Here is a 21182-nt window from a genome sequence, read left to right on the forward strand (position 1 = left end):
GGAAGTGAGTGAGAAGTGACCTCCGCAGGATCCGGCGCAGAGCCCGAGAACGGCACCCCCGACGGCGGCGAGCCCGAGCTCGTGGCCGAGTCCCGCACGCGCGGCGTCATGGTGCGTGAGGGCAGCGGCACGTACGGGGACCTCAGCACCGAGGAGAACCCGGCCACCCTCAGCGACGCCGAGGTGGCCCGCGCGGCCCAGGAGGCGCGCGAGGCCGAGGACGCCGGGGCCTCCGACGGCGACGACGACTCCGACGACGCGGTCGACCCCGAGGCCGACCTGCAGGCCGCCCGCGCCGCCCTCGGCGCCCCGGCGGACGAGGACGACTCCGACCTCCCCGAGGAGTCGGCGGGCGCGGGCGACATCGCGGCCCGCGACGACACCGAGGACGACCTCCGCGTCGACGAGGCGCCGGTCGCCGAGGAGGCCGCCGAGGTCGAGGAGGAGGAGGTCGACCCGGCGCAGGCCCTCAAGGACTCGCTGCGTCTGGCCCCCGGCGACTGGTACGTCGTGCACTCCTACGCGGGCTACGAGAACAAGGTGAAGGCCAACCTCGAGACCCGTGTCCAGACGCTGGACGTCGAGGAGTTCATCTTCCAGGTCGAGGTGCCCACCGAAGAGGTCACCGAGATCAAGAACGGGCAGCGCAAGCAGGTCCAGCGCAAGGTGCTGCCCGGCTACATCCTCGTGCGGATGGACCTCAACGACGCCTCGTGGAGCGCGGTGCGCAACACCCCGGGTGTCACCGGTTTCGTCGGCGCCACCTCGCGCCCGTCGCCGCTGACCCTCGACGAGGTCGTCAAGTTCCTCCTGCCCCGCCAGGAGACGCCGAAGAAGGCCAAGGGCGCGGAGAAGGCCGGCGCCGACGACACCGCCGGCAAGCCCGCCGTCGAGGTCGACTTCGAGGTCGGCGAGTCGGTCACCGTCATGGACGGCCCGTTCGCGACGCTCCCGGCGAGCATCTCCGAGGTCAACGTCGACGCCCAGAAGCTCAAGGTGCTCGTCTCGATCTTCGGCCGGGAGACCCCGGTCGAGCTCGGGTTCAACCAGGTCTCCAAGATCTAGAACCCGGAAACCACCAGCAACAACGAGGAAGTCATGCCCCCGAAGAAGCGACGGCTCTCCGCGGTCGTCAAGCTGCAGATCAGCGCCGGTGCGGCGACGCCGGCCCCGCCGGTCGGCCCGGCCCTGGGCCAGCACGGCGTGAACATCATGGAGTTCTGCAAGGCCTACAACGCGGCCACCGAGGCGCAGCGTGGTCAGGTCGTGCCGGTGGAGATCTCGGTCTACGAGGACCGGTCCTTCACCTTCGAGCTCAAGACCCCGCCGGCGGCCAAGCTGCTGCTCGCGGCGGCCGGTGTGAAGTCCGGCAGCCCGACGCCGCACAGCAAGAAGGTCGGCTCGGTCACCGCCGAGCAGGTCCGCGAGATCGCGCAGACCAAGATGCAGGACCTCAACGCCAACGACCTCGACCAGGCGTCGAAGATCATCGCCGGCACCGCCCGGTCGATGGGTCTCACCGTCTCCGAGTGACCGCGTCGGCCGACCTCCGTCGGCCGGCACCCGTGGGAGGGCCGCGCAGCCCTGACCACACCTGATCCGTTCGAGAAGGACAGAGAATGAAGCGCAGCAAGGCCTACCAGAAGGCCGCCGAGAAGGTGGACTTCGACAAGCTCTACAGCCCCCTCGAGGGCATCGGCCTGGCCAAGGACACGACGACCACGTCGATGGACGCGACCGTCGAGGTCGCCATGCGGCTGGGCGTCGACCCCCGCAAGGCCGACCAGATGGTCCGCGGCACCGTGAACCTGCCGCACGGCACCGGCAAGACCGCCCGCGTCATCGTGTTCGCCACCGGCGACAAGGCGCGCGAGGCCGAGTCGGCCGGAGCCGACGTCGTGGGGTCCGACGACCTCATCGAGCGCATCCAGGGCGGCTGGCTCGAGTTCGACGCCGCCGTCGCGGCGCCCGACCAGATGGCCAAGGTCGGCCGCGTGGCCCGCATCCTCGGCCCCCGCGGGCTCATGCCCAACCCCAAGACCGGCACCGTCACCCCGGACGTCGCCCGCGCCGTCGGCGACATCAAGGGCGGCAAGGTGAACTTCCGCGTCGACAAGCAGGCGAACCTGCACCTGATCATCGGCAAGGCCAGCTTCGACACCGAGAAGCTCGTCGAGAACTACGGTGCCGCGCTGGACGAGATCCTCCGGGCGAAGCCGGCCGCCGCCAAGGGCCGCTACGTCAAGAAGATCACCGTCACCACGACGATGGGCCCGGGCATCCCGGTCGACCCGAACCGCACGCGGAACCTCCTGGCCGCCGAGGGCTAGTCGCGACGGTCCCCCTGGTGCGCAGGCGCTCCGGGGGGACCGCGTAGACTGATCCGCAGATCGAACCCCGATCCACCGAAGACCGCAGGTCGCCGCCCGAGCCCCGCTCGGACGGACGAAGGCCCCGCACGGGGCGCCCGCGCAGGAGGACGAGGGTCGTGACGCCCCGCCGGGCCCTTCGTGCCCGCGCCGTCCGACGCCCCGTGCACCTGTGCACGGGGCGTTTCGTCGTTCCGGGCCCCTGAGAGCACCACGCGGTCGCCCGAGTACGAGAGAGGAGGCGCGCATGGCTGCAGATGAGACGAGAGCTCCGGCTGCCGACAAGGTGGCCGCGGTCGCCGAGATCGCCGCGGAGTTCCGCGACGCCTCGGCGATGGTCGTCACCGAGTACCGCGGCCTGTCGATGAAGCAGATCTCGCAGCTGCGTCGTTCGCTGGGCTCGGACGTGACCTACACGGTCGCCAAGAACACCCTGGTCAAGCGGGCTGCCGCCGACGCCGGGGTCGAGGGACTCGACGACCTGCTCGTCGGCCCGACGGCCATCGCCTTCGTCAGCGGGGAGCCCGTGGACGCCGCCAAGGCGCTCCGCGACTTCCAGCGCGACAACAGGGCCCTGATCGTCAAGGGCGGGTACATGGAGGGCCGCGCGCTCTCCGCCGCCGAGGTCACCCAGCTCGCGGACCTCGAGTCCCGCGAGGTGCTGCTGGGCAAGCTGGCCGGCGCCATGAAGGGCAACCTGGCCAAGGCCGCCGGGCTGTTCAACGCCCCGGCCTCGCAGATCGCCCGCCTCGCGGCCGCCCTGCAGGACAAGCGTGCGTCCGAGGGCAGCGCGAGCACCGAGGAAGCCGTCGCCGCCGTCGAGTCCGCCGACGCCGAGGCCACCGCCGAGGCCTGACGGCCTCACCGATCCCCACCCCCTTTACCTGATAGGAGCCGCCACCATGGCGAAGCTGTCCACCGACGAGCTGCTCGACGCCTTCAAGGACATGACCCTCATCGAGCTCTCCGAGTTCGTGAAGAAGTTCGAGGACACCTTCGAGGTCACCGCGGCCGCGCCGGTCGCCGCCGCTGCCCCGGCCGCCGGCGGCGCCGGCGCGGCCGCCCCCGCCGAGGAGGAGAAGGACGAGTTCAACGTCGTCCTCGAGGGCGCCGGCGACAAGAAGATCCAGGTCATCAAGGTCGTCCGCGAGGTCGTCTCGGGCCTGGGCCTCAAGGAGGCCAAGGAGCTCGTCGAGAGCGCCCCGAAGCCCATCCTCGAGGGCGTCAACAAGGAGGCCGCCGAGGCCGCCAAGGCGAAGCTCGAGGAGGCCGGCGCGAAGATCAGCCTGACCTGATCTCGCGCGCGAGCGCAGCACCGCACGCACGGGGCGGGGACCTTCGGGTCCCCGCCCCGTCGTCGTCTCCGGGCCCTCCGGCCGGAGGGTGACGCGCACCACACGGCGCCGTTCGCGGACGGGTGTCCCCCGGCGGAGCGGCGAGGCGCCGTGCCGGGCCGTGAGCGGTCGCCGGGGTTCCACCGAACGCGTGGCAACAGCCGTTCGGCGCCACCCGAGAGATGCAACGCGGCGCCGTGACCGGCCGAGAGGGACCCGGCGGCTGCGCTGGTTTCCGGGTCAGTAACCTCCGCTGTCGGACGTCGTTGAGGACGTGATGCTCCCGACGGGGAGCGCCGCCTCTATGACGTCGACAACAGGCGTCGCCCATGACGCGTCGACATCACGGCGAGCGGAGGAAGTGCATGGCCGGCGTCGAGGTCGGGATCAAGAACCTGTCGAAGTCCTTCGGCAGCTCCAACATCTGGTCCGACGTCACGCTCACCCTCCCCGCCGGCGAGGTCAGCGTCCTCCTCGGCCCGTCGGGTACGGGTAAGTCGGTGCTCCTCAAGTCGATCATCGGTCTCCTCAAGCCCGAGAAGGGCTCGATCTTCATCCACGACACCGACCTCGTGCGGTGCTCGGAGTCGAAGCTCTACGAGATCCGCAAGCTGTTCGGGGTGCTGTTCCAGGACGGCGCGCTGTTCGGCTCGATGAACCTCTTCGACAACATCGCGTTCCCGCTGCGCGAGCACACCCGCAAGGGCGAGTCCGAGATCAAGGACATCGTCATGGAGAAGCTCGACCTGGTCGGGCTCGGCGGCGCGGAGGACAAGCTCCCCGGCGAGATCTCCGGCGGGATGAAGAAGCGCGCCGGCCTGGCCCGCGCGCTGGTGCTCGACCCCGAGATCATCCTGGTCGACGAGCCCGACTCGGGCCTGGACCCGGTGCGCACGGCGTACCTGAATCAGCTGATCGTCGACCTCAACGCCCAGCTCGACGCGACGATCCTCATCGTCACCCACCACCTGGGCACGGCGCGGTCGCTGCCGGACAACATCGGCATGCTGTTCCGCAAGAACCTGGTGATGTTCGGCCCGCGCGAGGTCCTGCTGACCTCCGAGGAGCCCGTCGTCCAGCAGTTCCTCCAGGGCCGTCGCATCGGCCCGATCGGCATGTCCGAGGAGAAGGACTCGGCCCAGATGGAGGCCGAGATGGAGGAGCTGAAGAAGAAGGGCGGGACGGCGGAGTCCGAGGAGTCGTTCATCGACCCGCAGCTCGAGGTCAGCGAGGGCGTCCCCGAGCGCAAGGCGGTGCAGCGGCGCAAGGACCGCGTCATGCAGGTCCTGCACACCCTGCCGCCGAAGGCGCAGACGGCGATCCTCGAGCAGCTCACCGAGGCCGACCAGGAGCGCTACGGCATCTCCCGGGACCAGGACCGCACCGAGCTCATCGAGATCACGCGCAACCAGCCGCCGGAGGACGCCGACCCGTTCGGCTACCAGGCGATGGCCGAGGCCGAGGACAACTCGCTCGTCGAGGGCGGGTCCCGCGAGGGCGAGGGCGAGGGCAGCCAGGCCGGCAGCGGCGACCCGGACGCCGACGCCGAGGCGCGCAAGGCCCCGCCGGCCGACCCGGAGTCCGACGAGCCGCTGGTGGGCGTGCCGGTCGACGAGGACGCCGGCGGCACCGTGGTGCTCCCGCAGGCCGGTGAGCACACCAAGGAGGACGGCGAGCAGTCCGACGAGTCCGGCCAGTCCCCCGAGCAGCAGGACCAGCAGGACCAGGACGACCCGCCGACCGAGCAGTTCCAGGCCGTCGACGACTCCGGTCAGCAGCAGGACCAGCAGACCGAGCAGTACCAGACCCAGGACCAGCAGACCCAGGATCAGCAGGGGAGCGGGCAGGCTGCCGCGGCGGGTGCCGCCGGCGCGGCCGGCGCCGCGGCCGCGGGTCGCCACCGCTGGCGCGACGACCCGCCGCAGCAGCCGGAACAGACCGGCGAGCAGGGCGTCGCCGGGCTCGTGCCGATGGCCGCCCGTCCCGCCCGGGAGGGCGACGAGCAGCAGGGCCAGCAGCAGCAGGCTCAGCAGCAGTCGAGCCCTCGCCAGCCCTCGCGCTCCGGCTGGACCGCGCCGAACCCCGGCCAGGACGCCGCGCCCGACCCCCAGGGCGACGCCGCCGCCGACCCGCCCGCCGAGGGTGGCCCGGGCTCGCAGGAGCAGGCGCCGCCGGCCGGTGACGTCACGGGTCGCGGGCCCTCCGACCAGCAGCAGGGCGTGCCGCGCGGGCGCGAGGACAACGACGAGGGCGTCCTCGGCGGCCTGCGCCGCATGTTCCGGCGGGGCGACTCGTGAGCAACCGCATCGCGGCCGGCAACTTCCCCGGTGCGGGGGCGCTGTCGTCGACGGGCAAGCTCTTCGCCCTGGGCCTCGACGTCGTCGTCGGGATCTTCCAGCGGCCGTTCCAGACCCGCGAGTTCATCGACCAGTGCTGGTTCATCTCGCGCGTCTGCATCCTCCCCGCGGCGCTCGTGTCGATCTCGTTCGGTTCGGTCATCTCGCTGCAGCTGGGGTCGCTGATCCGGCAGTTCGGTGCGCAGTCGTTCTCCGGCGCGGCGAGCACGCTGGCGGTCATCCAGCAGGCGGCCCCCGTCATCTGCGCGCTCCTCGTGGCCGGGGCGGGCGGGTCGGCGATCTGCGCCGACCTCGGCGCCCGCACCATCCGCGAGGAGATCGACGCGATGGAGGTGCTGGGCATCAACCCCATCCAGCGCCTCGTGGTGCCCCGGGTGCTCGCGTCGATCCTCGTGTCGGCGCTGCTGTTCGGCCTCGTCTCGATCGTCGGCGTCGCCGGCGGCTACTACTTCAACGTCGTGCTGCAGGGCGTCACCCCGGGCGCCTACGTGCAGGGCTTCTCGGCGCTGTCGAAGCCGACCGACCTGCTGGTCGGCTTCATCAAGGCGGCCCTGTTCGGGCTGGCCGCCGGCATCGTCGCCGCCTACCGCGGGCTCAACCCCGCCGGCGGGCCGAAGGGCGTGGGGGACGCGGTCAACCAGGCCGTCGTCATCACGTTCATCCTGCTGTTCGCGATCAACGTGATCGTGACGGCCGTGTACCTCAACCTCGTTCCCCCGACCAAGTTCTGAGTGCCCCGACAGTTCTGACCAAGGTCTGACCAGTTCTGACCGCCGCTCCCCAGGCCAGGATTCGATGACGATCACTTCTCGCGCACGTCGTGCCGTCGACGCGCCGCTCGGTGTCCTCGACACCCTCGGCGACCAGGCGTCCTTCTACGCGCGCACCCTCGGGTGGATCCCCAAGTCGGTGACCCGCTACCGGCGCGAGGTCCTCCGGCTGCTCACCGAGGTGGCGTTCGGGTCGGGCGCGCTCGCGCTCATCGGCGGCACGGTCGTCATCGTCGCGACGCTGACCTTCTTCACCGGCTCGGTCGTCGGCCTGCAGAGCTACTCGGCGCTGAACCAGATCGGCACGTCGGCCTTCTCGGGCTTCGTCACCGCGTACTTCAACACCCGCGAGGTCGCGCCGCTGGTGTCGGCGCTGGCGCTGTCCGCGACGGTCGGCGCCGGCTTCACCGCGCAGCTCGGCGCGCAGCGGGTGTCGGAGGAGATCGACGCCCTCGAGGTCATGGCGGTGCCCTCGCTGCCGTTCCTGGTGACGACGCGCGTGGTCGCCGGCTTCATCGCGGTCATCCCGCTCTACGTCATCGGCCTGGTGGCGTCCTACCTGGCGGCGCGGCTGCTGGTCACGAACTTCTACACGCAGTCGCCGGGCACGTACGACCACTACTTCAACCTGTTCCTGCCCCCGCAGGATGTCCTGTACTCGTTCGGCAAGGTGCTGGTGTTCGCCCTGGCGATCATCCTCATCCACTGCTTCTACGGCTACAACGCGAGCGGCGGGCCCGCCGGCGTGGGCGTCGCGGTGGGCAACGCGGTGCGGAACTCGATCGTCATCTTCACCGTCCTGGACAACCTGCTGACCCTGGCCATCTGGGGCACGACGACCTCGATCCGGATCGCCGGATGAGCGCCCCGACCCAGGTCCAGGAGCGGCCGGACCCGCCGCAGATCAAGGACAAGCGCCCGCCGCTGAGCCCGACGCGCCGCCGGCTCATGGGCGTCGCGATGCTGCTGGTGATCGCGCTGGTCGTGGGGATCTGCCTGGCCAACTTCAACAAGGTCTTCAAGTCGACCGAGACCGTCTACCTGCGCACGGAGACCGTGGGCAACCAGCTCTCCAAGCAGGGCGACGTGAAGGTCCGGGGCGTCATCGTCGGCGAGATCACCTCGGTCGACTCCGACGGGTCGGGCGCCGTCGTCGAGATGGCGATGGACCCCGACTTCCTGCCGACGATCCCCAGCAACACGACGGCGACCCTCATCCCGAAGACGCTCTTCGGTGAGCGCTACGTGTCGCTGGCGATCCCGCCGAACGCGAGCTCGCGGCCGCTGCAGGAGGGCGACACGATCGCCCAAGACCGCTCGGAGAACGCCACCGAGACCGAAGAGGTCCTCAACAACCTGCTGCCGGTGCTCACCGCGGTGCAGCCGGAGAAGCTCTCCGACACCCTCGGCGCGATCTCGCAGTCCCTGTCGGGCCGCGGCGAGCAACTGGGCGACACGCTGGTGCTGCTCAACCAGTACGTGGAGGGCCTCCAGCCGGCGCTGCCCGACCTGCAGGCCAACCTGCGGGCCCTGGCGCCGACGGCGGACATCTACAACCAGGCGGCGCCGGATCTGATTCTGGCGCTGGACAACCTGGTGACGACGAGCCGGACGCTGGTCGAGCAGCGCGCGGCATTCGAGGCGACGTTCCGGTCGGTGACCTCGGCGTCCAACGTGACGACCGACTTCCTCCGCGCGAACCGGGACAACATCATCGCGCTCGCGGCGTCGGCGCGGCCGACGCTCGAGACCCTCGCGCGGTACAGCTCGGAGTTCCCGTGCCTGCTGCGCCAGCTGACCGACGTCACGCCGGACATCAACAACGTCCTGAGCCCGACGACCGGTGTCCTCATCGAAGCCGAGATCACGATCGACAACGGCAAGTACGTGCCCGGCGAGGAGCCGCAGTACCTCGACGACCGCGGTCCGCGCTGCTACCAGATCGAGGGCCAGGCGCCGCAGTTCCCGCCCGGTGGCCCGATCCGTGACGGGTCGATCCCGCCCGACCCCTCGCGCGGGACACAGGACGCGTACGCGGGCGGTCAGGCCGGTGAGATCGACGAGGACTCGCAGACCGGGGACGACACGCAGGCCTCCGCGCGCCGGTCCTCCGGCGGCGGGCAGACCACCGGCCAGGCCGCGTCCGGGCGCGTCGACGGCGCCAACATCGGCCTGCCCAACACCCCCAACTCGCCCGAGGAGCGGCAGCTGGTGACCGAGGTGACGGCCATGCAGATGGGCGTGCGCCCGGCCGAGGTGCCGTCCTTCGCGCCCTACCTGTCCGCGGCGACGCTGCGCGGTGCCCAGGCGGTGGTCCGGTGAGGGGGCTGGCCGCACCGCTGATCAAGCTGGGCATCTTCACGGTCGTCACCATCCTGTCGGTGGCGCTGCTGCTCACCGCCATCCAGAACACCTACTTCGGCAGCACCGAGGACTACACGGCGCGCTTCACCGACGCCTCCGGCCTCATCGCCGGCAGCGACGTCCGGATCGCCGGCGTCCGCGTCGGCCAGGTCACCGACGTGCAGCTCGTCGACCGCAACGTCGCCGAGGTGTCGTTCAAGGTCGACGAGACACGGCGCCTGCCGGTCGGGTCGATCTTCTCGATCAAGTACCAGAACCTCGTGGGCCAGCGGTACCTCGAGGTCGCCCGCGGCAACGGGCCGATGAACGCGATGCTGCAGCCCGGCGCGACGATCCCGGTGAACCAGACGCGCCCGCCGCTCAACCTCACCGTGGTGTTCAACGGCTTCAAGCCGCTGTTCCAGGCGCTGAGCCCGAACGACATCAACCAGCTGTCGTTCGAGATCATCCAGGTGCTCCAGGGCGAGGGCGGCACGGTCAACTCGCTGCTCTCGCGCACCGCCTCGCTGACCGCCACGATCGCCGACCGCGACGCCGTGATCGGCTCGCTGATCAACAACCTGAACGCGGTGCTGGACACGGTCAACGCCCGCGACGAGCGCCTGTCCGGGCTGATCGTGTCGCTGCAGCAGCTGGTCAGCGGGCTCGCGGCCGACCGCGTGCGCATCGGCGAGACCCTGCAGCCGATCGCGGACCTGACGACGGCCACGGCCGGGCTCCTCGACGAGGCGCGGCCGCCGCTGCGGGACGACATCGTCCAGCTGGGCCTGCTCTCGGACAACCTCAACGACAACCGCGGGCTCGTGGAGAACTTCCTGCGCCTCACGCCGCAGAAGGCCAACAACTTCGGGCGGGCCGGCAGCTACGGCTCCTGGTTCAACTTCTACCTCTGCGCTGTGGGCGGCACCGTCAGCTTCGACCCGCTGCCCCTGCCCCCCATCGACCTGGGATCCACCATCCAACTCCCGGATACGGCGAACCGATGCAACGGATGAAGCCGTTCCGCAAGCGGAACCCCCTCCCGATCGGCGCCGCCAGCATCGTGATCCTGCTGCTGCTGACCGCCGCGTCCCTGAACATCAGGGACCTGCCCCTCATCGGTCAGGGCGCGACCTACACGGCGCGCTTCAGCGAATCGGCCGGCGTGCAGCCCGACGACGACGTCCGCATCGCGGGCATCCGGATCGGGACGGTCACCGACCTCACGCTCGAGGGCAACGACGTCGTCATCTCGTTCAAGGCCCCGGACGCCTGGATCGGCGACCGCACCACGGCCGCCATCGAGATCAAGACGGTGCTCGGGCAGAAGTACATCGCGCTCGAGCCGGCCGGTGACCGTCCGCTGGACCCCGACCAGGGCATCCCGCGGTCGCGCACCCGTGCGCCGTTCGACGTGATCCAGGCGTTCTCGCAGCTCTCGACCACCGTCGAGGACATCGACACGAACCAGCTCGCCCAGAGCCTGGGGGTCCTGTCGGACACGCTCGACGGGGCCGCGGGTCCGGCGCGGGGCGCGCTCGTCGGGCTGAGCCGGCTGTCGCGCACGATCTCCTCGCGCGACCAGGAGCTCGCCCGGCTGCTGGCCAACACCCGGACCACCACCCAGGTGCTGGCCGACCGCGACGGCGAGATCGAGCGGCTGATCAACGACGGCAACCTGCTGCTCTCCGAGCTGCGCGCCCGCAAGGCCGCCATCGACAACCTGCTCAACGGGACGATCGCGCTGGCCGCCCAGCTGCGCGGGCTGGTCGCCGACAACGAGGCGACGCTGCGGCCGACGCTCGAGTCGCTCGACGGCGTGCTGCGGACGCTGGAGGAGAACTCCGCGAACCTGGAGAACGGGCTGCGCCTCCTGGCGCCGTTCGTCCGGGTGTTCGCCAACGTCGTCGGCAACGGCCGCTGGTTCGACGCGTACATCTGCAACTTCGACCCGCCGGGCGACCAGAACTGCGACCCGGGCTCGAGTCTGGACCCCGCGAGCCTGGCCGGGCTGTTCAACCCGCAGCTGCTCCAGCAGATCCTGCAGAACGCGCTGGCTCAGCTCGCGGTCCCGGGGCTGCCGACGACGGCGGACCTGCCGGCCGTCATCGCGGGTCTGAGCCCGGCGCAGCTGACCCAGCTCCAACAGCTGCTCGGCAGCCAGGACACCCCGGGTGCCCTGACGCCCCAGCAGCTCCAGATCCTCTTCCCGAACGGAGTGCCCGACGTGGCCGCGCTGACCGACGCGCTGACGCAGGGGGCCGGCGGCGGGCTCCTGCCCGCGGGTGCGGCGCCCGCCGGCGGCGCAGGTGGTGGCAACTGATGTCGAACCGTCTCGTCACGTTCTTCGAGAGCGCAGCCCGCACGCTGTCGGTCGCGCTGGTCCTCGCGCTCCTCGCGACCGCGGGCCTCTGGTACGCCCTGCAGCGCGGGAGCCAGCGCACCGTCACGGCCTACTTCGACAACACCGTCGGCCTCTACATCGACAACGAGGTGACGATCCAGGGCATCCCGGTCGGGTCGGTCGACGACATCATCCCGCAGGGCGACATCGTCCGGGTGGTGCTCAAGGTCGACAACGAGGCACCGGTGCGCGCCGACGCGCAGGCCGTCATCGTCGCTCCGACGCTGGTCAGCGACCGGTACGTCCAGCTCGGCCCGACCTACGAGGGCGGGCCGCAGCTGGCCGACGGCGCGGTCATCCCGGTGGAGCGCACGGGCACGCCCGTCGAGCTCGACCGCGTGTACCAGAGCCTCGACACCATCGCGCGCTCGCTCGGGCCGAACGGGGCCAACCAGACCGGCGCCCTCAACGATCTGTTGCGCTCGTCGGCCGGCGCCCTCGGCGGCAACGGCGAGCTGCTCAAGAGCACGATCACCGAGCTCGGCGGCGCCGTCGGCACGCTCGCGGACAACCGCGACAACCTGTTCGCGACGGTCGACAACCTCGGCCAGTTCACGAACATGCTCGCCCGCAACGACGGCGCGGTGCGCACGCTCAACGACCAGCTCGCCGACATCTCGGCGTTCCTGGCCTCGGAGCGCGGCAACCTGTCGACGGTGCTGGCGACGTTGCCGCCGGCGCTCGACGACGTCGCCCGGTTCATCCGGGACAACCGCGACATCCTCCGGACCGACGTCGGCCGCCTGGCCAACATCACCGACATCCTCGTGCGCCAGCGCCGCGCGGTCACCGAGTTCACCAACGTCGCCCCGCTGGCGCTGGGCAACCTGACGAACTCGTACAACGCGCGGTCCGGCACGCTCGACGTGCGCCCTGTCATCGCGCCGGAGCTCCTCGGTGCCGGCTTCGACCCGCGCGCCCTGCTCTGCAGCCTGCTGGCCAACCAGCCGGGACTGCCGAACGCGCTGGCGGCGCCCGCGGACCCGCTCCTCACGGACGTCGCCCGGGCATCGGTGGTCTGCGGCGCGATCCTCGGCGGGACCAACGCGGAGGGCGAGGTCGTCAACACCTCGGCGCTGGGGCTGTCTCTGGCCCCCATCCAGAACCTGTTGGAGCTGCTCAACAACCAGCCGACCCTCGACGCGCTGGTGCCGATCACGGCACTGCCGGGCGGCGCCGCTCCGGGCGCCGCTCCGGGCGCCGCGCCGGCGACGGGTGCGGACGGCGGGACGGCCGGCGAAGGCACCGGCGACGCGGCACCGACCCAACCGGGGAGCGGCATCCTCGGCTTCGAGACCGTCGGGAGTGACCGATGAGCGCGTCCCGCACGACACCCCGCGCGCTGTCCCGCTCCGCGCGCGTGGTCACGCTGCTGGTCGCGGCGCTCTTCGCCCTCACCGGCTGCGGCCTCCAGTCGATCCAGGACGTCGCCCTCCCGGGTGGTGCGGCCCTGGGCCCGGAGCCCTACACGGTCACTGCGCAGTTCACCAACGTCGTCGACCTCGTCGCCAACAACAGCGTGCGGGTCAACGACGTCCCGGTCGGCGTGGTCCGTGACGTGTCGCTCGCCCCGGACGGCTGGACGGCCCAGGTCGTGGTCGAGGTCAACGGGGCGGTGGTGCTCCCGGCCAACGCCACGGCCCGTCTGCGCCAGACCAGCCTCCTCGGTGAGAAGTTCGTCGAGCTGATGCCCTCGCCGACCGCGCAGCCGCAGGGGCGTCTCGCGGCCGGCGCCGTCATCCCCGTCGACCGCACCGACGTCGGCGCCCAGGTCGAGGAAGTCCTCGGGGCGCTGTCGCTGCTGCTCAACGGCGGCGGCGTCGAGAAGATCCAGACCATCGCCCGCGAGGTCAACGCGGCGACGTCGGGCAACGAGGCGCAGCTGCGCTCGCTGCTGAACAACCTGGACACGCTCGTCGGGACCCTCGATCGGCAGAAGGCCGACATCGTTCGGGCGATCGACTCGCTCGAGCGCCTCACGCGCACGTTGGTCGACCAGCGTGCCCGGATCGCCAACGTCATCGACAACCTCGGCCCGGGCCTCGACGTGCTCAACCAGCAGCGCGGCCTCCTCGTGGAGACTCTGCAGTCGCTGAAGCGGCTCTCCGAGGTCGGCACCGACGTCATCCGGCGCAGCCAGGCCAACACCGTGGCCGACCTGCGCGCGCTCCAGCCGATCCTCCGGAACCTCGTCGAGGCCGGGGACGCGCTGCCGGGCTCGCTGCAGATCCTGCTGACCATCCCGTTCGCCGACAACTCGCTCAACGTCATCAAGGGCGACTTCGCGAACATCGACGTCAGCCTGCAGATCAACCTCCAGAGCCTGCTGACGACGCTGTTGAACTCCGACCAGGTGCCGGGCGTCGACGCGATCTTCAAGTTGCTGCAGCAGCCCGGCACCACGCCGCAGGCCGGTGATGCGGCCGCGGGCGGCGGAGCCGGACAGCGCGGCTCCCAGAACACCGCCGGTCTGGTTCCCCAGCTGCCCGGTCTCGGAGGGAACGGCGGATGATCGGCACGAAGACGCTGCGCCTGGTGGCGCTGTTCGCGGTCATCTCGATCGTGGGCATCGTGTACGTCGGCCTGCGATACGTCGGCGCCGACGCCCTCATCGGCCTGGGGCCCTACACGGCGAAGGTCGAGCTCGCCGACTCCGGCGGGATTTTCCCGGACGCCTCGGTGAGCTACCGCGGCGTCGAGATCGGCAAGGTCGGCGACATGCGGGTCACCCCGCAGGGTCTCGAGGTCGACCTCGAGATCGAGCAGGACTCGCCCGACATCCCGGCGTCAGCGATCGCGGTGATCGCCAACCGGTCGGCGGTCGGCGAGCAGTACGTCGACCTGCGGCCGCCGAACAACGCCGGGCCCTACCTCGACGAGGGCTCCGTCATCCCGATGGAGAACACCCGCACCCCGGTGCCGGTGGACCAGCTCCTCGCGGACGTCAACGCGCTGGCGACCTCGGTGCCGCTGCCCGAGCTCCGGACGACCGTCGACGAGCTCTTCAACGCGTTCGACCGGACCGGCCCGGACCTCCAGCGCCTGCTCGACGGCACGAACGCGCTGGTCCCCGCCGCGATCGCGAACCTGCCCACGTTCCGCCAGCTGCTGCGTGACGGCCGGATCGTGCTCAACACCCAGGCCTCGCTCGGACCGCAGATCATCTCGTTCAGCCGCGACCTCCAGCTGTTCACCGCGCAGCTCAAGGCCGACGACCCGAACCTGCGGCGCCTGGTGCAGTCCGCCCCGCCGGCGGCCCAGCAGATCGAGGGCCTGATCCGCGACGTCGGCCCCGACCTGAGCCGCGTGATCGCGAACCTGCTGACGGTGTCGCGCATCCTCGAGCCCCGGCAGTCGGCGATCGAGCAGGTGCTCGTCACGTATCCGGCTCTGTCGGCGGCGGCGCCGTCGGTGCTCCAGGACGCGGAGGACTCGGGCCCGGACGGGCGCGTGCACTTCGGCCTGGTCCTGAACATCGCCGACCCGCCGTACTGCACCGAGGGCTACCTCCAGCCCGACGCGGGCTGGCGGCCGGCCACGGCGAAGGACTTCATCCCCATGGACACCAGCGTCCGGTGCAACGAGGCGCCGCCGATCAACGTCCGCGGCGCCCAGAACCTCCCCGCGCCGTACGACTCGGAGAACCAGCGAGGACCCGCCGAGGCCGGCGGATCCGGTCTCTCGCAGAATGACCAGCAGGACAACGCCGCGCTGGCCGCGCTGCCGGCGAGCGGTGTCCTCGAGGGCAGCACGCGCGGAGCCCCGCCGGTGATCATCCCGGGGCTCGGCAGCGACTGACCCCGTGCACGACCCCGCCGGCGCTCCCCCTTGCCCGGCGGACGACCTGAGGAGCTGAGCGCCACGTCCCCGACGACGGCCCAGAAGGCCCCCGAGAACGACGAGGCCACGAAGAAGAAGGCGGCGACCCCCGAGCAGCGCCGCCGGCGTCTGGTCACCGTGCTCGCCGTGCTGACGGTCGTGGCGCTCGCCGCCGCCGTCGCCAGCGGCGTGTACTGGTGGACCGGGACGCAGAGCGACGACGCGAACGCCGCGGCCATGCGCGACGAGGCGATCGACGCGGCCGAGCAGATCGTCGTCAACATCAACACGGTGCGGCCGTCGACGCTGGACGCGGACCTCGAGGCCGCCCAGTCGTCGCTGACGGAGCCGATGCTCGGTGAGTACCAGCGGGTCCGGCAGCAGTTCGCCGAGAACCTGCGCCAGTCGCAGGCCGAGGTCATCGCGACCCCGGTCTCCGCGGCCCTGACCGCCTTCGATCCCGCGCACGAGCCGCCCACGGCCTCGGCGGTCGTGGCGATCGACGTCAACGCCCGCAGCGCCACCGCGCAGCCCCAGTCCAAGCAGCAGCTGTTCCTCGTCGAGATGGTCCGCACGCCGGACGGCTGGAAGGCCGCCAAGGCGACGCCCTCGACCGGACAGCAGTAGCCGCGGCCGACCAGAAGAAAGGGGGAGTGACCGTGCCACCCCGCTCCCGCACCAAGCCCGGTTCCACGAACCGCCGCCCGAAGGTCGCCGGACTCCGCCAGCACGCCCACGCGGGCGCCGGGGCGCCGCCGATCGACGACGTCGCGTCGCCGGAGCTCGAGGACCGCCTCGAGACGCCGGTGGCGTCGCCGGCGGAGCCGGTCGAGGCGCCCGCGGCCACGCCGGCCGAGGTCACCCCGGAGCCCGCACCGTCGACGGACGACGCGGCCCCGGTGGCCGAGCCCGACACGCCCGCTGCCGAGCCCGACGCCGCCACCGCGACGGCCGACACGACGGCCCTGCCGGCCCCGGCCACCCCCGACGCCGGCGAGCAGGCGGACGACGCGACGGACTCGACCGACGCGACGGACTCGACCGACGCGACGGACTCGACCGACGCGACGGACTCGGCCGACGCGAAGACCGCCGCCGCGACGACGGTGGCGGCCCCGCGGACCAACCGCGCCCGGCGGGGGACGCGGATGACCCCGCGCGCCGTGCCGGCCGAGGAGGTCGAGACGGCGCGGCCGACGCGCGCCGCCAGGCCCACCCGGGTCCGGAAGGGCGAGCCGGAGTCGGCCCCGCGGCGCTTCGTGCGCCAGCGGGAGGCCCTGGGCCGCTTCGCCGGGTCGCGGGCGCTGCCGATCACCCTGGTCGTCGCGATCGTGCTCTGCCTCGTTCTGGGCGGGCTGGCGTTCTGGAAGGGCCGCGAGGCATGGACGAGCGGACCCGTGAGCAACGGGGCCGTCGTCGACGTCGGCGGCACCGCGGAGCTCGTCGGGCAGAGCCGCGAGGCGATCGAGAAGATCTTCTCGTACGACTTCTCCCGCCTCGACGACTCGGCCGACGCCGCGCGGACCATGTCGACGGGCCAGTTCTCCCAGCGGTACATGTCGGTGTTCGACCAGACGATCCGGCAGCCGGCCCAGCAGCAGCAGCTGCGCCAGACGGCCACCGTGGTGAACATCGGCGTGACCGAGATGCGCGACGACCGGGCGACCGTCATGGCGCTCACCCAGTTCTCCGCTCAGCGCACCACGACCGGCCAGTCGACGAATGCCCCCGGCCTCCTGCGCCTCGACATGGAGCGTGTCGACGGGCGCTGGAAGCTGGCCGAGCTGACGCCCCTGACGGCCAACCGCTAGATCCGTTCCACGACGCGCCGGGCGGGCCACGACCTGATCGTGGCCCGCCCGGCGCGTTCGCATATGTCCTGACCTGCGCCGGGTCCACTCTGCTGGCCGGGCGACACCCAGCGAGTCCCACTTGACTCCGGGGGCACGGGCGGTCACTCTGTTCGCAGCGCGGCGCCCCTGCGTCAGACCCCGGAGGTCGATCCCGCTTCGTGCGGACGCTCCTCCTCCGGCGCGTCACGAGGGGGGCCGTTCGACAGGTGCCACCATGCGTGGCTAGACTGTCGGATCGCGCTGCCCTACGTCTGTTTCGCTCACCCGTGTGCCGACGCCCGGGCCGCGTCCACGCCGACCGGGGCGCTGCGCTGCCCTCCGGACGGTGAAGCTACTGACAGCGTTCAGACAGCGTTGTTCCGGAAGGACGCATCTTGGCAGTTACCCGCGCCACCAAGGTCTCGAACCACCACGCGTCGTTCCCCGGGGCGCCCACCCGGGTCTCTTTCGCCAAGCTGGACCAGCCTCTCGAGGTTCCCGACCTGCTCTCCCTGCAGACCCAGTCGTTCGAGTGGCTGGTCGGCAGCGAGGAGTGGTTCGAGCGTCGCGTCGAGGCGGGTGAGGATCTCCCCGTCGGTGGCCTGGAGGAGGTCCTCTCCGAGATCTCCCCGATCGAGGACTTCTCCGGCTCGATGAGCCTGTCCTTCTCCGACCCGCGCTTCGACGAGGTCAAGGCCTCCGTCGAGGAGTGCAAGGACAAGGACATGACGTACTCGGCGCCGCTCTTCGTCACCGCCGAGTTCACCAACAACACCACCGGCGAGATCAAGAGCCAGACGGTCTTCATGGGCGACTTCCCCGTGATGACCGACAAGGGCACCTTCATCATCAACGGCACCGAGCGCGTGGTCGTCTCGCAGCTCGTCCGTTCCCCCGGGGTGTACTTCGACCGCTCGGTCGACAAGACCACCGACAAGGACGTCTTCAGCGTCAAGATCATCCCCAGCCGCGGTGCGTGGCTGGAGTTCGACGTCGACAAGCGCGACACCGTCGGTGTGCGCATCGACCGCAAGCGCCGCCAGCCGGTCACCGTGCTGCTGAAGGCGCTGGGCTGGACGACCGAGCAGATCCAGGAGAAGTTCCACTTCTCCGAGACGCTGCTGGCCACCCTGGAGAAGGACTCCACCGCCGGGCAGGACGAGGCCCTGCTCGACATCTACCGCAAGCTGCGTCCGGGCGAGCCGCCGACGCGCGAGAGCGCCCAGACGCTCCTGGAGAACCTGTTCTTCAAGGACAAGCGCTACGACCTGGCCAAGGTCGGCCGCTACAAGGTCAACAAGAAGCTGGGGTCGGACGTCGAGCCGTCCACCGGCACGCTGACCGAGGACGACATCATCAACACGATCTCCTACCTCGTGCGCCTGCACGCGGGGGAGACCGAGGTCGAGGCCCCCGACGGCTCCGGTGAGATCCCGGTCGAGACCGACGACATCGACCACTTCGGCAACCGCCGCCTGCGCACCGTCGGCGAGCTCATCCAGAACCAGATCCGGGTGGGTCTCTCCCGCATGGAGCGCGTCGTGCGCGAGCGCATGACGACCCAGGACGTCGAGGCCATCACGCCGCAGACCCTGATCAACATCCGGCCCGTCGTGGCCGCGATCAAGGAGTTCTTCGGCACCTCGCAGCTCTCGCAGTTCATGGACCAGACCAACCCGCTCGCGGGCCTGACCCACAAGCGCCGGCTCTCGGCGCTGGGTCCGGGCGGTCTGTCGCGTGAGCGCGCGGGCATGGAGGTCCGCGACGTCCACCCGTCGCACTACGGCCGCATGTGCCCGATCGAGACGCCGGAAGGCCCGAACATCGGCCTCATCGGCTCGCTGTCGAGCTTCGCGCGGGTCAACCCGTTCGGCTTCATCGAGACGCCGTACCGCAAGGTCGTCGAGGGTGTCGTCACCGACCAGATCGACTACCTGACCGCGGACGAGGAGGACCGCTTCGTCGTCGCGCAGGCCAACGCGCCGCTCGACGACGACGGCCACTTCACCGAGGACCGCGTCCTGGTCCGCCGCAAGGGCGGCGACGTCGACCTCATCGCGCCGGCGCGCGTCGACTACATGGACGTCTCGCCGCGCCAGATGGTGTCGGTCGCGACGGCCATGATCCCGTTCCTCGAGCACGACGACGCCAACCGCGCGCTGATGGGTGCCAACATGCAGCGCCAGTCGGTGCCGCTGCTGCGCTCGGAGTCGCCGCTGGTGGGCACGGGCATGGAGCTGCGGGCCGCCGTCGACGCCGGTGACGTCATCGCCACCGACCGCGCCGGTGTGGTCGAGGAGCTCTCCGCGGACTACATCACGATCATGGACGACGAGGGGCAGCGCACCACCCACCGTCTCCACAAGTTCACGCGGTCCAACCAGGGCACCTGCATCAACCAGAAGCCGATCGTCTCCGAGGGCGACCGCGTCGAGGCCCGCCAGGTCCTCGCCGACGGGCCGTGCACCGAGGACGGCGAGATGGCCCTCGGGAAGAACCTCCTGGTGGCGATCATGCCGTGGGAGGGCCACAACTACGAGGACGCGATCATCCTGTCGCAGCGCCTCGTGCAGGACGACGTCCTGACGTCGATCCACATCGAGGAGCACGAGATCGACGCCCGCGACACCAAGCTGGGCGCCGAGGAGATCACCCGGGACATCCCGAACGTCTCCGAGGAGGTCCTGGCCGACCTCGACGAGCGCGGCATCATCCGCATCGGTGCCGAGGTCGCGGACGGCGACATCCTCGTCGGCAAGGTGACGCCGAAGGGCGAGACCGAGCTGACGCCGGAGGAGCGCCTGCTGCGCGCGATCTTCGGTGAGAAGGCGCGCGAGGTGCGCGACACCTCGCTGAAGGTCCCGCACGGCGAGACCGGCAAGGTCATCGGCATCCGGGTGTTCTCCCGCGAGGACGACGACGAGCTGCCGCCCGGGGTCAACGAGCTGGTCCGCGTCTACGTGGCCCAGAAGCGCAAGATCTCTGAGGGCGACAAGCTCGCCGGCCGCCACGGCAACAAGGGCGTCATCGGCAAGATCCTGCCGGTCGAGGACATGCCGTTCCTCGCCGACGGGACGCCGGTCGACATCGTCCTCAACACCCACGGTGTGCCGCGACGGATGAACATCGGCCAGGTGCTCGAGACCCACCTCGGGTGGATCGCGAAGAGCGGCTGGGAGGTCGACCCGGACAACACGGCCGAGTGGGCCGTGACCATGCCCGACGACATGCGCCGGGTGGAGCCCGACACGAACACCGCGACGCCGGTGTTCGACGGTGCCCGCCAGGCCGAGATCTCGGGTCTGCTCGGGTCGACGCTGCCCAACCGCGACGGCGTGCGACTGGTCGGCGAGGACGGCAAGGCGCAGATCTTCGACGGACGTACCGGCGAGCCCTACCCGCACCAGATCGCGGTGGGCTACATGTACATCCTCAAGCTGCTGCACCTGGTGGACGACAAGATCCACGCCCGGTCGACCGGGCCGTACTCGATGATCACCCAGCAGCCGCTGGGCGGGAAGGCGCAGTTCGGCGGTCAGCGTTTCGGCGAGATGGAGTGCTGGGCCATGCAGGCCTACGGCGCGGCCTACACGCTGCAGGAGCTGCTGACCATCAAGTCCGACGACGTGCTCGGCCGCGTGAAGGTCTACGAGGCCATCGTCAAGGGCGAGAACATCCCCGAGCCGGGCATCCCCGAGTCGTTCAAGGTGCTGCTCAAGGAGCTCCAGTCGCTCTGCCTCAACGTGGAGGTGCTGTCGTCCGACGGCGCCGCCATCGAGATGCGCGACGGCGACGACGAGGACCTCGAGCGCGCGGCCGCGAACCTCGGCATCAACCTGTCCCGCAACGAGTCGCCGTCGGTCGACGACGTCGTGAACTGACCTCGCTCGCCGGCCCCGGGGTCACCTCGGGGCCGGCCTGTGGGCCCCTCTAGAAAACAGCTCACCCATCCAG

General features: G+C 70.8%; 15 protein-coding genes and 2 pseudogenes. All 17 read left to right on the plus strand.

Going from position 1 to position 21182, the window contains the following annotated elements; genetic code table 11:
• Positions 1 to 15: 15 nt before the first annotated feature.
• The 17 genes and pseudogenes from nusG to rpoB all read left to right on the plus strand — a co-directional run bounded on the left by nusG (position 16) and on the right by rpoB (position 21109).
• A complete protein-coding gene (gene nusG, locus ACFPK1_RS31450; RefSeq protein WP_417281746.1) occupies positions 16 to 1065 on the plus strand; it encodes a transcription termination/antitermination protein NusG in 1050 nt (349 codons plus the stop codon).
• Positions 1066 to 1098: 33 nt separating this feature from the next.
• Positions 1099 to 1533 (plus strand): 50S ribosomal protein L11, encoded by a 435-nt coding sequence (gene rplK / locus ACFPK1_RS31455; protein WP_378024890.1) that lies wholly within the window; start codon positions 1099 to 1101, stop codon positions 1531 to 1533.
• An 86-nt stretch (positions 1534 to 1619) separates the two neighbouring features.
• Positions 1620 to 2330: a 50S ribosomal protein L1 gene (gene rplA, locus ACFPK1_RS31460; protein ID WP_274280583.1), complete on the plus strand. Its 711-nt coding sequence runs from the start codon at positions 1620 to 1622 to the stop codon at positions 2328 to 2330.
• Positions 2331 to 2616: 286 nt separating this feature from the next.
• On the plus strand, positions 2617 to 3225 hold the full coding sequence (gene rplJ / locus ACFPK1_RS31465; RefSeq protein ID WP_378024891.1) for a 50S ribosomal protein L10: 609 nt from the start codon (positions 2617 to 2619) through the stop codon (positions 3223 to 3225).
• Between the two features lie 46 nt (positions 3226 to 3271).
• On the plus strand, positions 3272 to 3664 hold the full coding sequence (rplL, locus tag ACFPK1_RS31470; RefSeq protein WP_378024892.1) for a 50S ribosomal protein L7/L12: 393 nt from the start codon (positions 3272 to 3274) through the stop codon (positions 3662 to 3664).
• Between the two features lie 404 nt (positions 3665 to 4068).
• Positions 4069 to 5067: pseudogene (locus ACFPK1_RS31475) on the plus strand (ABC transporter ATP-binding protein); the annotation flags it as partial.
• Between the two features lie 929 nt (positions 5068 to 5996).
• Complete coding sequence (locus tag ACFPK1_RS31480) at positions 5997 to 6791, plus strand: MlaE family ABC transporter permease (RefSeq protein ID WP_378024893.1); 795 nt, start codon at positions 5997 to 5999, stop codon at positions 6789 to 6791.
• Positions 6792 to 6855: 64 nt separating this feature from the next.
• Complete coding sequence (locus ACFPK1_RS31485) at positions 6856 to 7692, plus strand: MlaE family ABC transporter permease (RefSeq protein ID WP_378024894.1); 837 nt, start codon at positions 6856 to 6858, stop codon at positions 7690 to 7692.
• Positions 7689 to 9152 carry an MCE family protein gene (locus ACFPK1_RS31490; protein ID WP_378024895.1) on the plus strand — a complete coding sequence of 488 codons (1464 nt, stop codon included), beginning with the start codon at positions 7689 to 7691 and terminating at the stop codon, positions 9150 to 9152. Before ACFPK1_RS31485 ends, ACFPK1_RS31490 begins: the two co-directional genes overlap by 4 nt.
• Entirely contained in the window at positions 9149 to 10189 is a 1041-nt protein-coding gene (locus ACFPK1_RS31495; RefSeq protein ID WP_378024896.1) for an MCE family protein, read from the plus strand. Before ACFPK1_RS31490 ends, ACFPK1_RS31495 begins: the two co-directional genes overlap by 4 nt.
• Positions 10186 to 11145, plus strand: a pseudogene (locus tag ACFPK1_RS31500) (MCE family protein); the annotation flags it as partial. The gene ACFPK1_RS31495 and the pseudogene ACFPK1_RS31500, both read left to right, overlap by 4 nt.
• Positions 11146 to 11495: 350 nt before the next feature.
• On the plus strand, positions 11496 to 12893 hold the full coding sequence (locus ACFPK1_RS31505; RefSeq protein WP_378024897.1) for an MCE family protein: 1398 nt from the start codon (positions 11496 to 11498) through the stop codon (positions 12891 to 12893).
• Positions 12890 to 14089 carry an MCE family protein gene (locus tag ACFPK1_RS31510; protein WP_378024898.1) on the plus strand — a complete coding sequence of 400 codons (1200 nt, stop codon included), beginning with the start codon at positions 12890 to 12892 and terminating at the stop codon, positions 14087 to 14089. The genes ACFPK1_RS31505 and ACFPK1_RS31510 overlap by 4 nt, the downstream gene beginning before the upstream one ends.
• Positions 14086 to 15375, plus strand: coding sequence for an MCE family protein (locus ACFPK1_RS31515; protein ID WP_378024899.1), 1290 nt, complete (start codon positions 14086 to 14088; stop codon positions 15373 to 15375). The genes ACFPK1_RS31510 and ACFPK1_RS31515 overlap by 4 nt, the downstream gene beginning before the upstream one ends.
• A gap of 30 nt (positions 15376 to 15405) precedes the next feature.
• Complete coding sequence (locus tag ACFPK1_RS31520; RefSeq protein ID WP_378024900.1) at positions 15406 to 16023, plus strand: hypothetical protein; 618 nt, start codon at positions 15406 to 15408, stop codon at positions 16021 to 16023.
• A 32-nt stretch (positions 16024 to 16055) separates the two neighbouring features.
• Positions 16056 to 17207, plus strand: coding sequence for a hypothetical protein (locus tag ACFPK1_RS31525; protein WP_378024901.1), 1152 nt, complete (start codon positions 16056 to 16058; stop codon positions 17205 to 17207).
• A gap of 416 nt (positions 17208 to 17623) precedes the next feature.
• Positions 17624 to 21109 (plus strand): DNA-directed RNA polymerase subunit beta, encoded by a 3486-nt coding sequence (gene rpoB, locus ACFPK1_RS31530; protein WP_378024902.1) that lies wholly within the window; start codon positions 17624 to 17626, stop codon positions 21107 to 21109.
• Positions 21110 to 21182: the final 73 nt, after the last annotated feature.

This window comes from Actinomycetospora rhizophila (assembly GCF_042657905.1).
Taxonomy (GTDB): Bacteria; Actinomycetota; Actinomycetes; order Mycobacteriales; family Pseudonocardiaceae; genus Actinomycetospora; species Actinomycetospora rhizophila.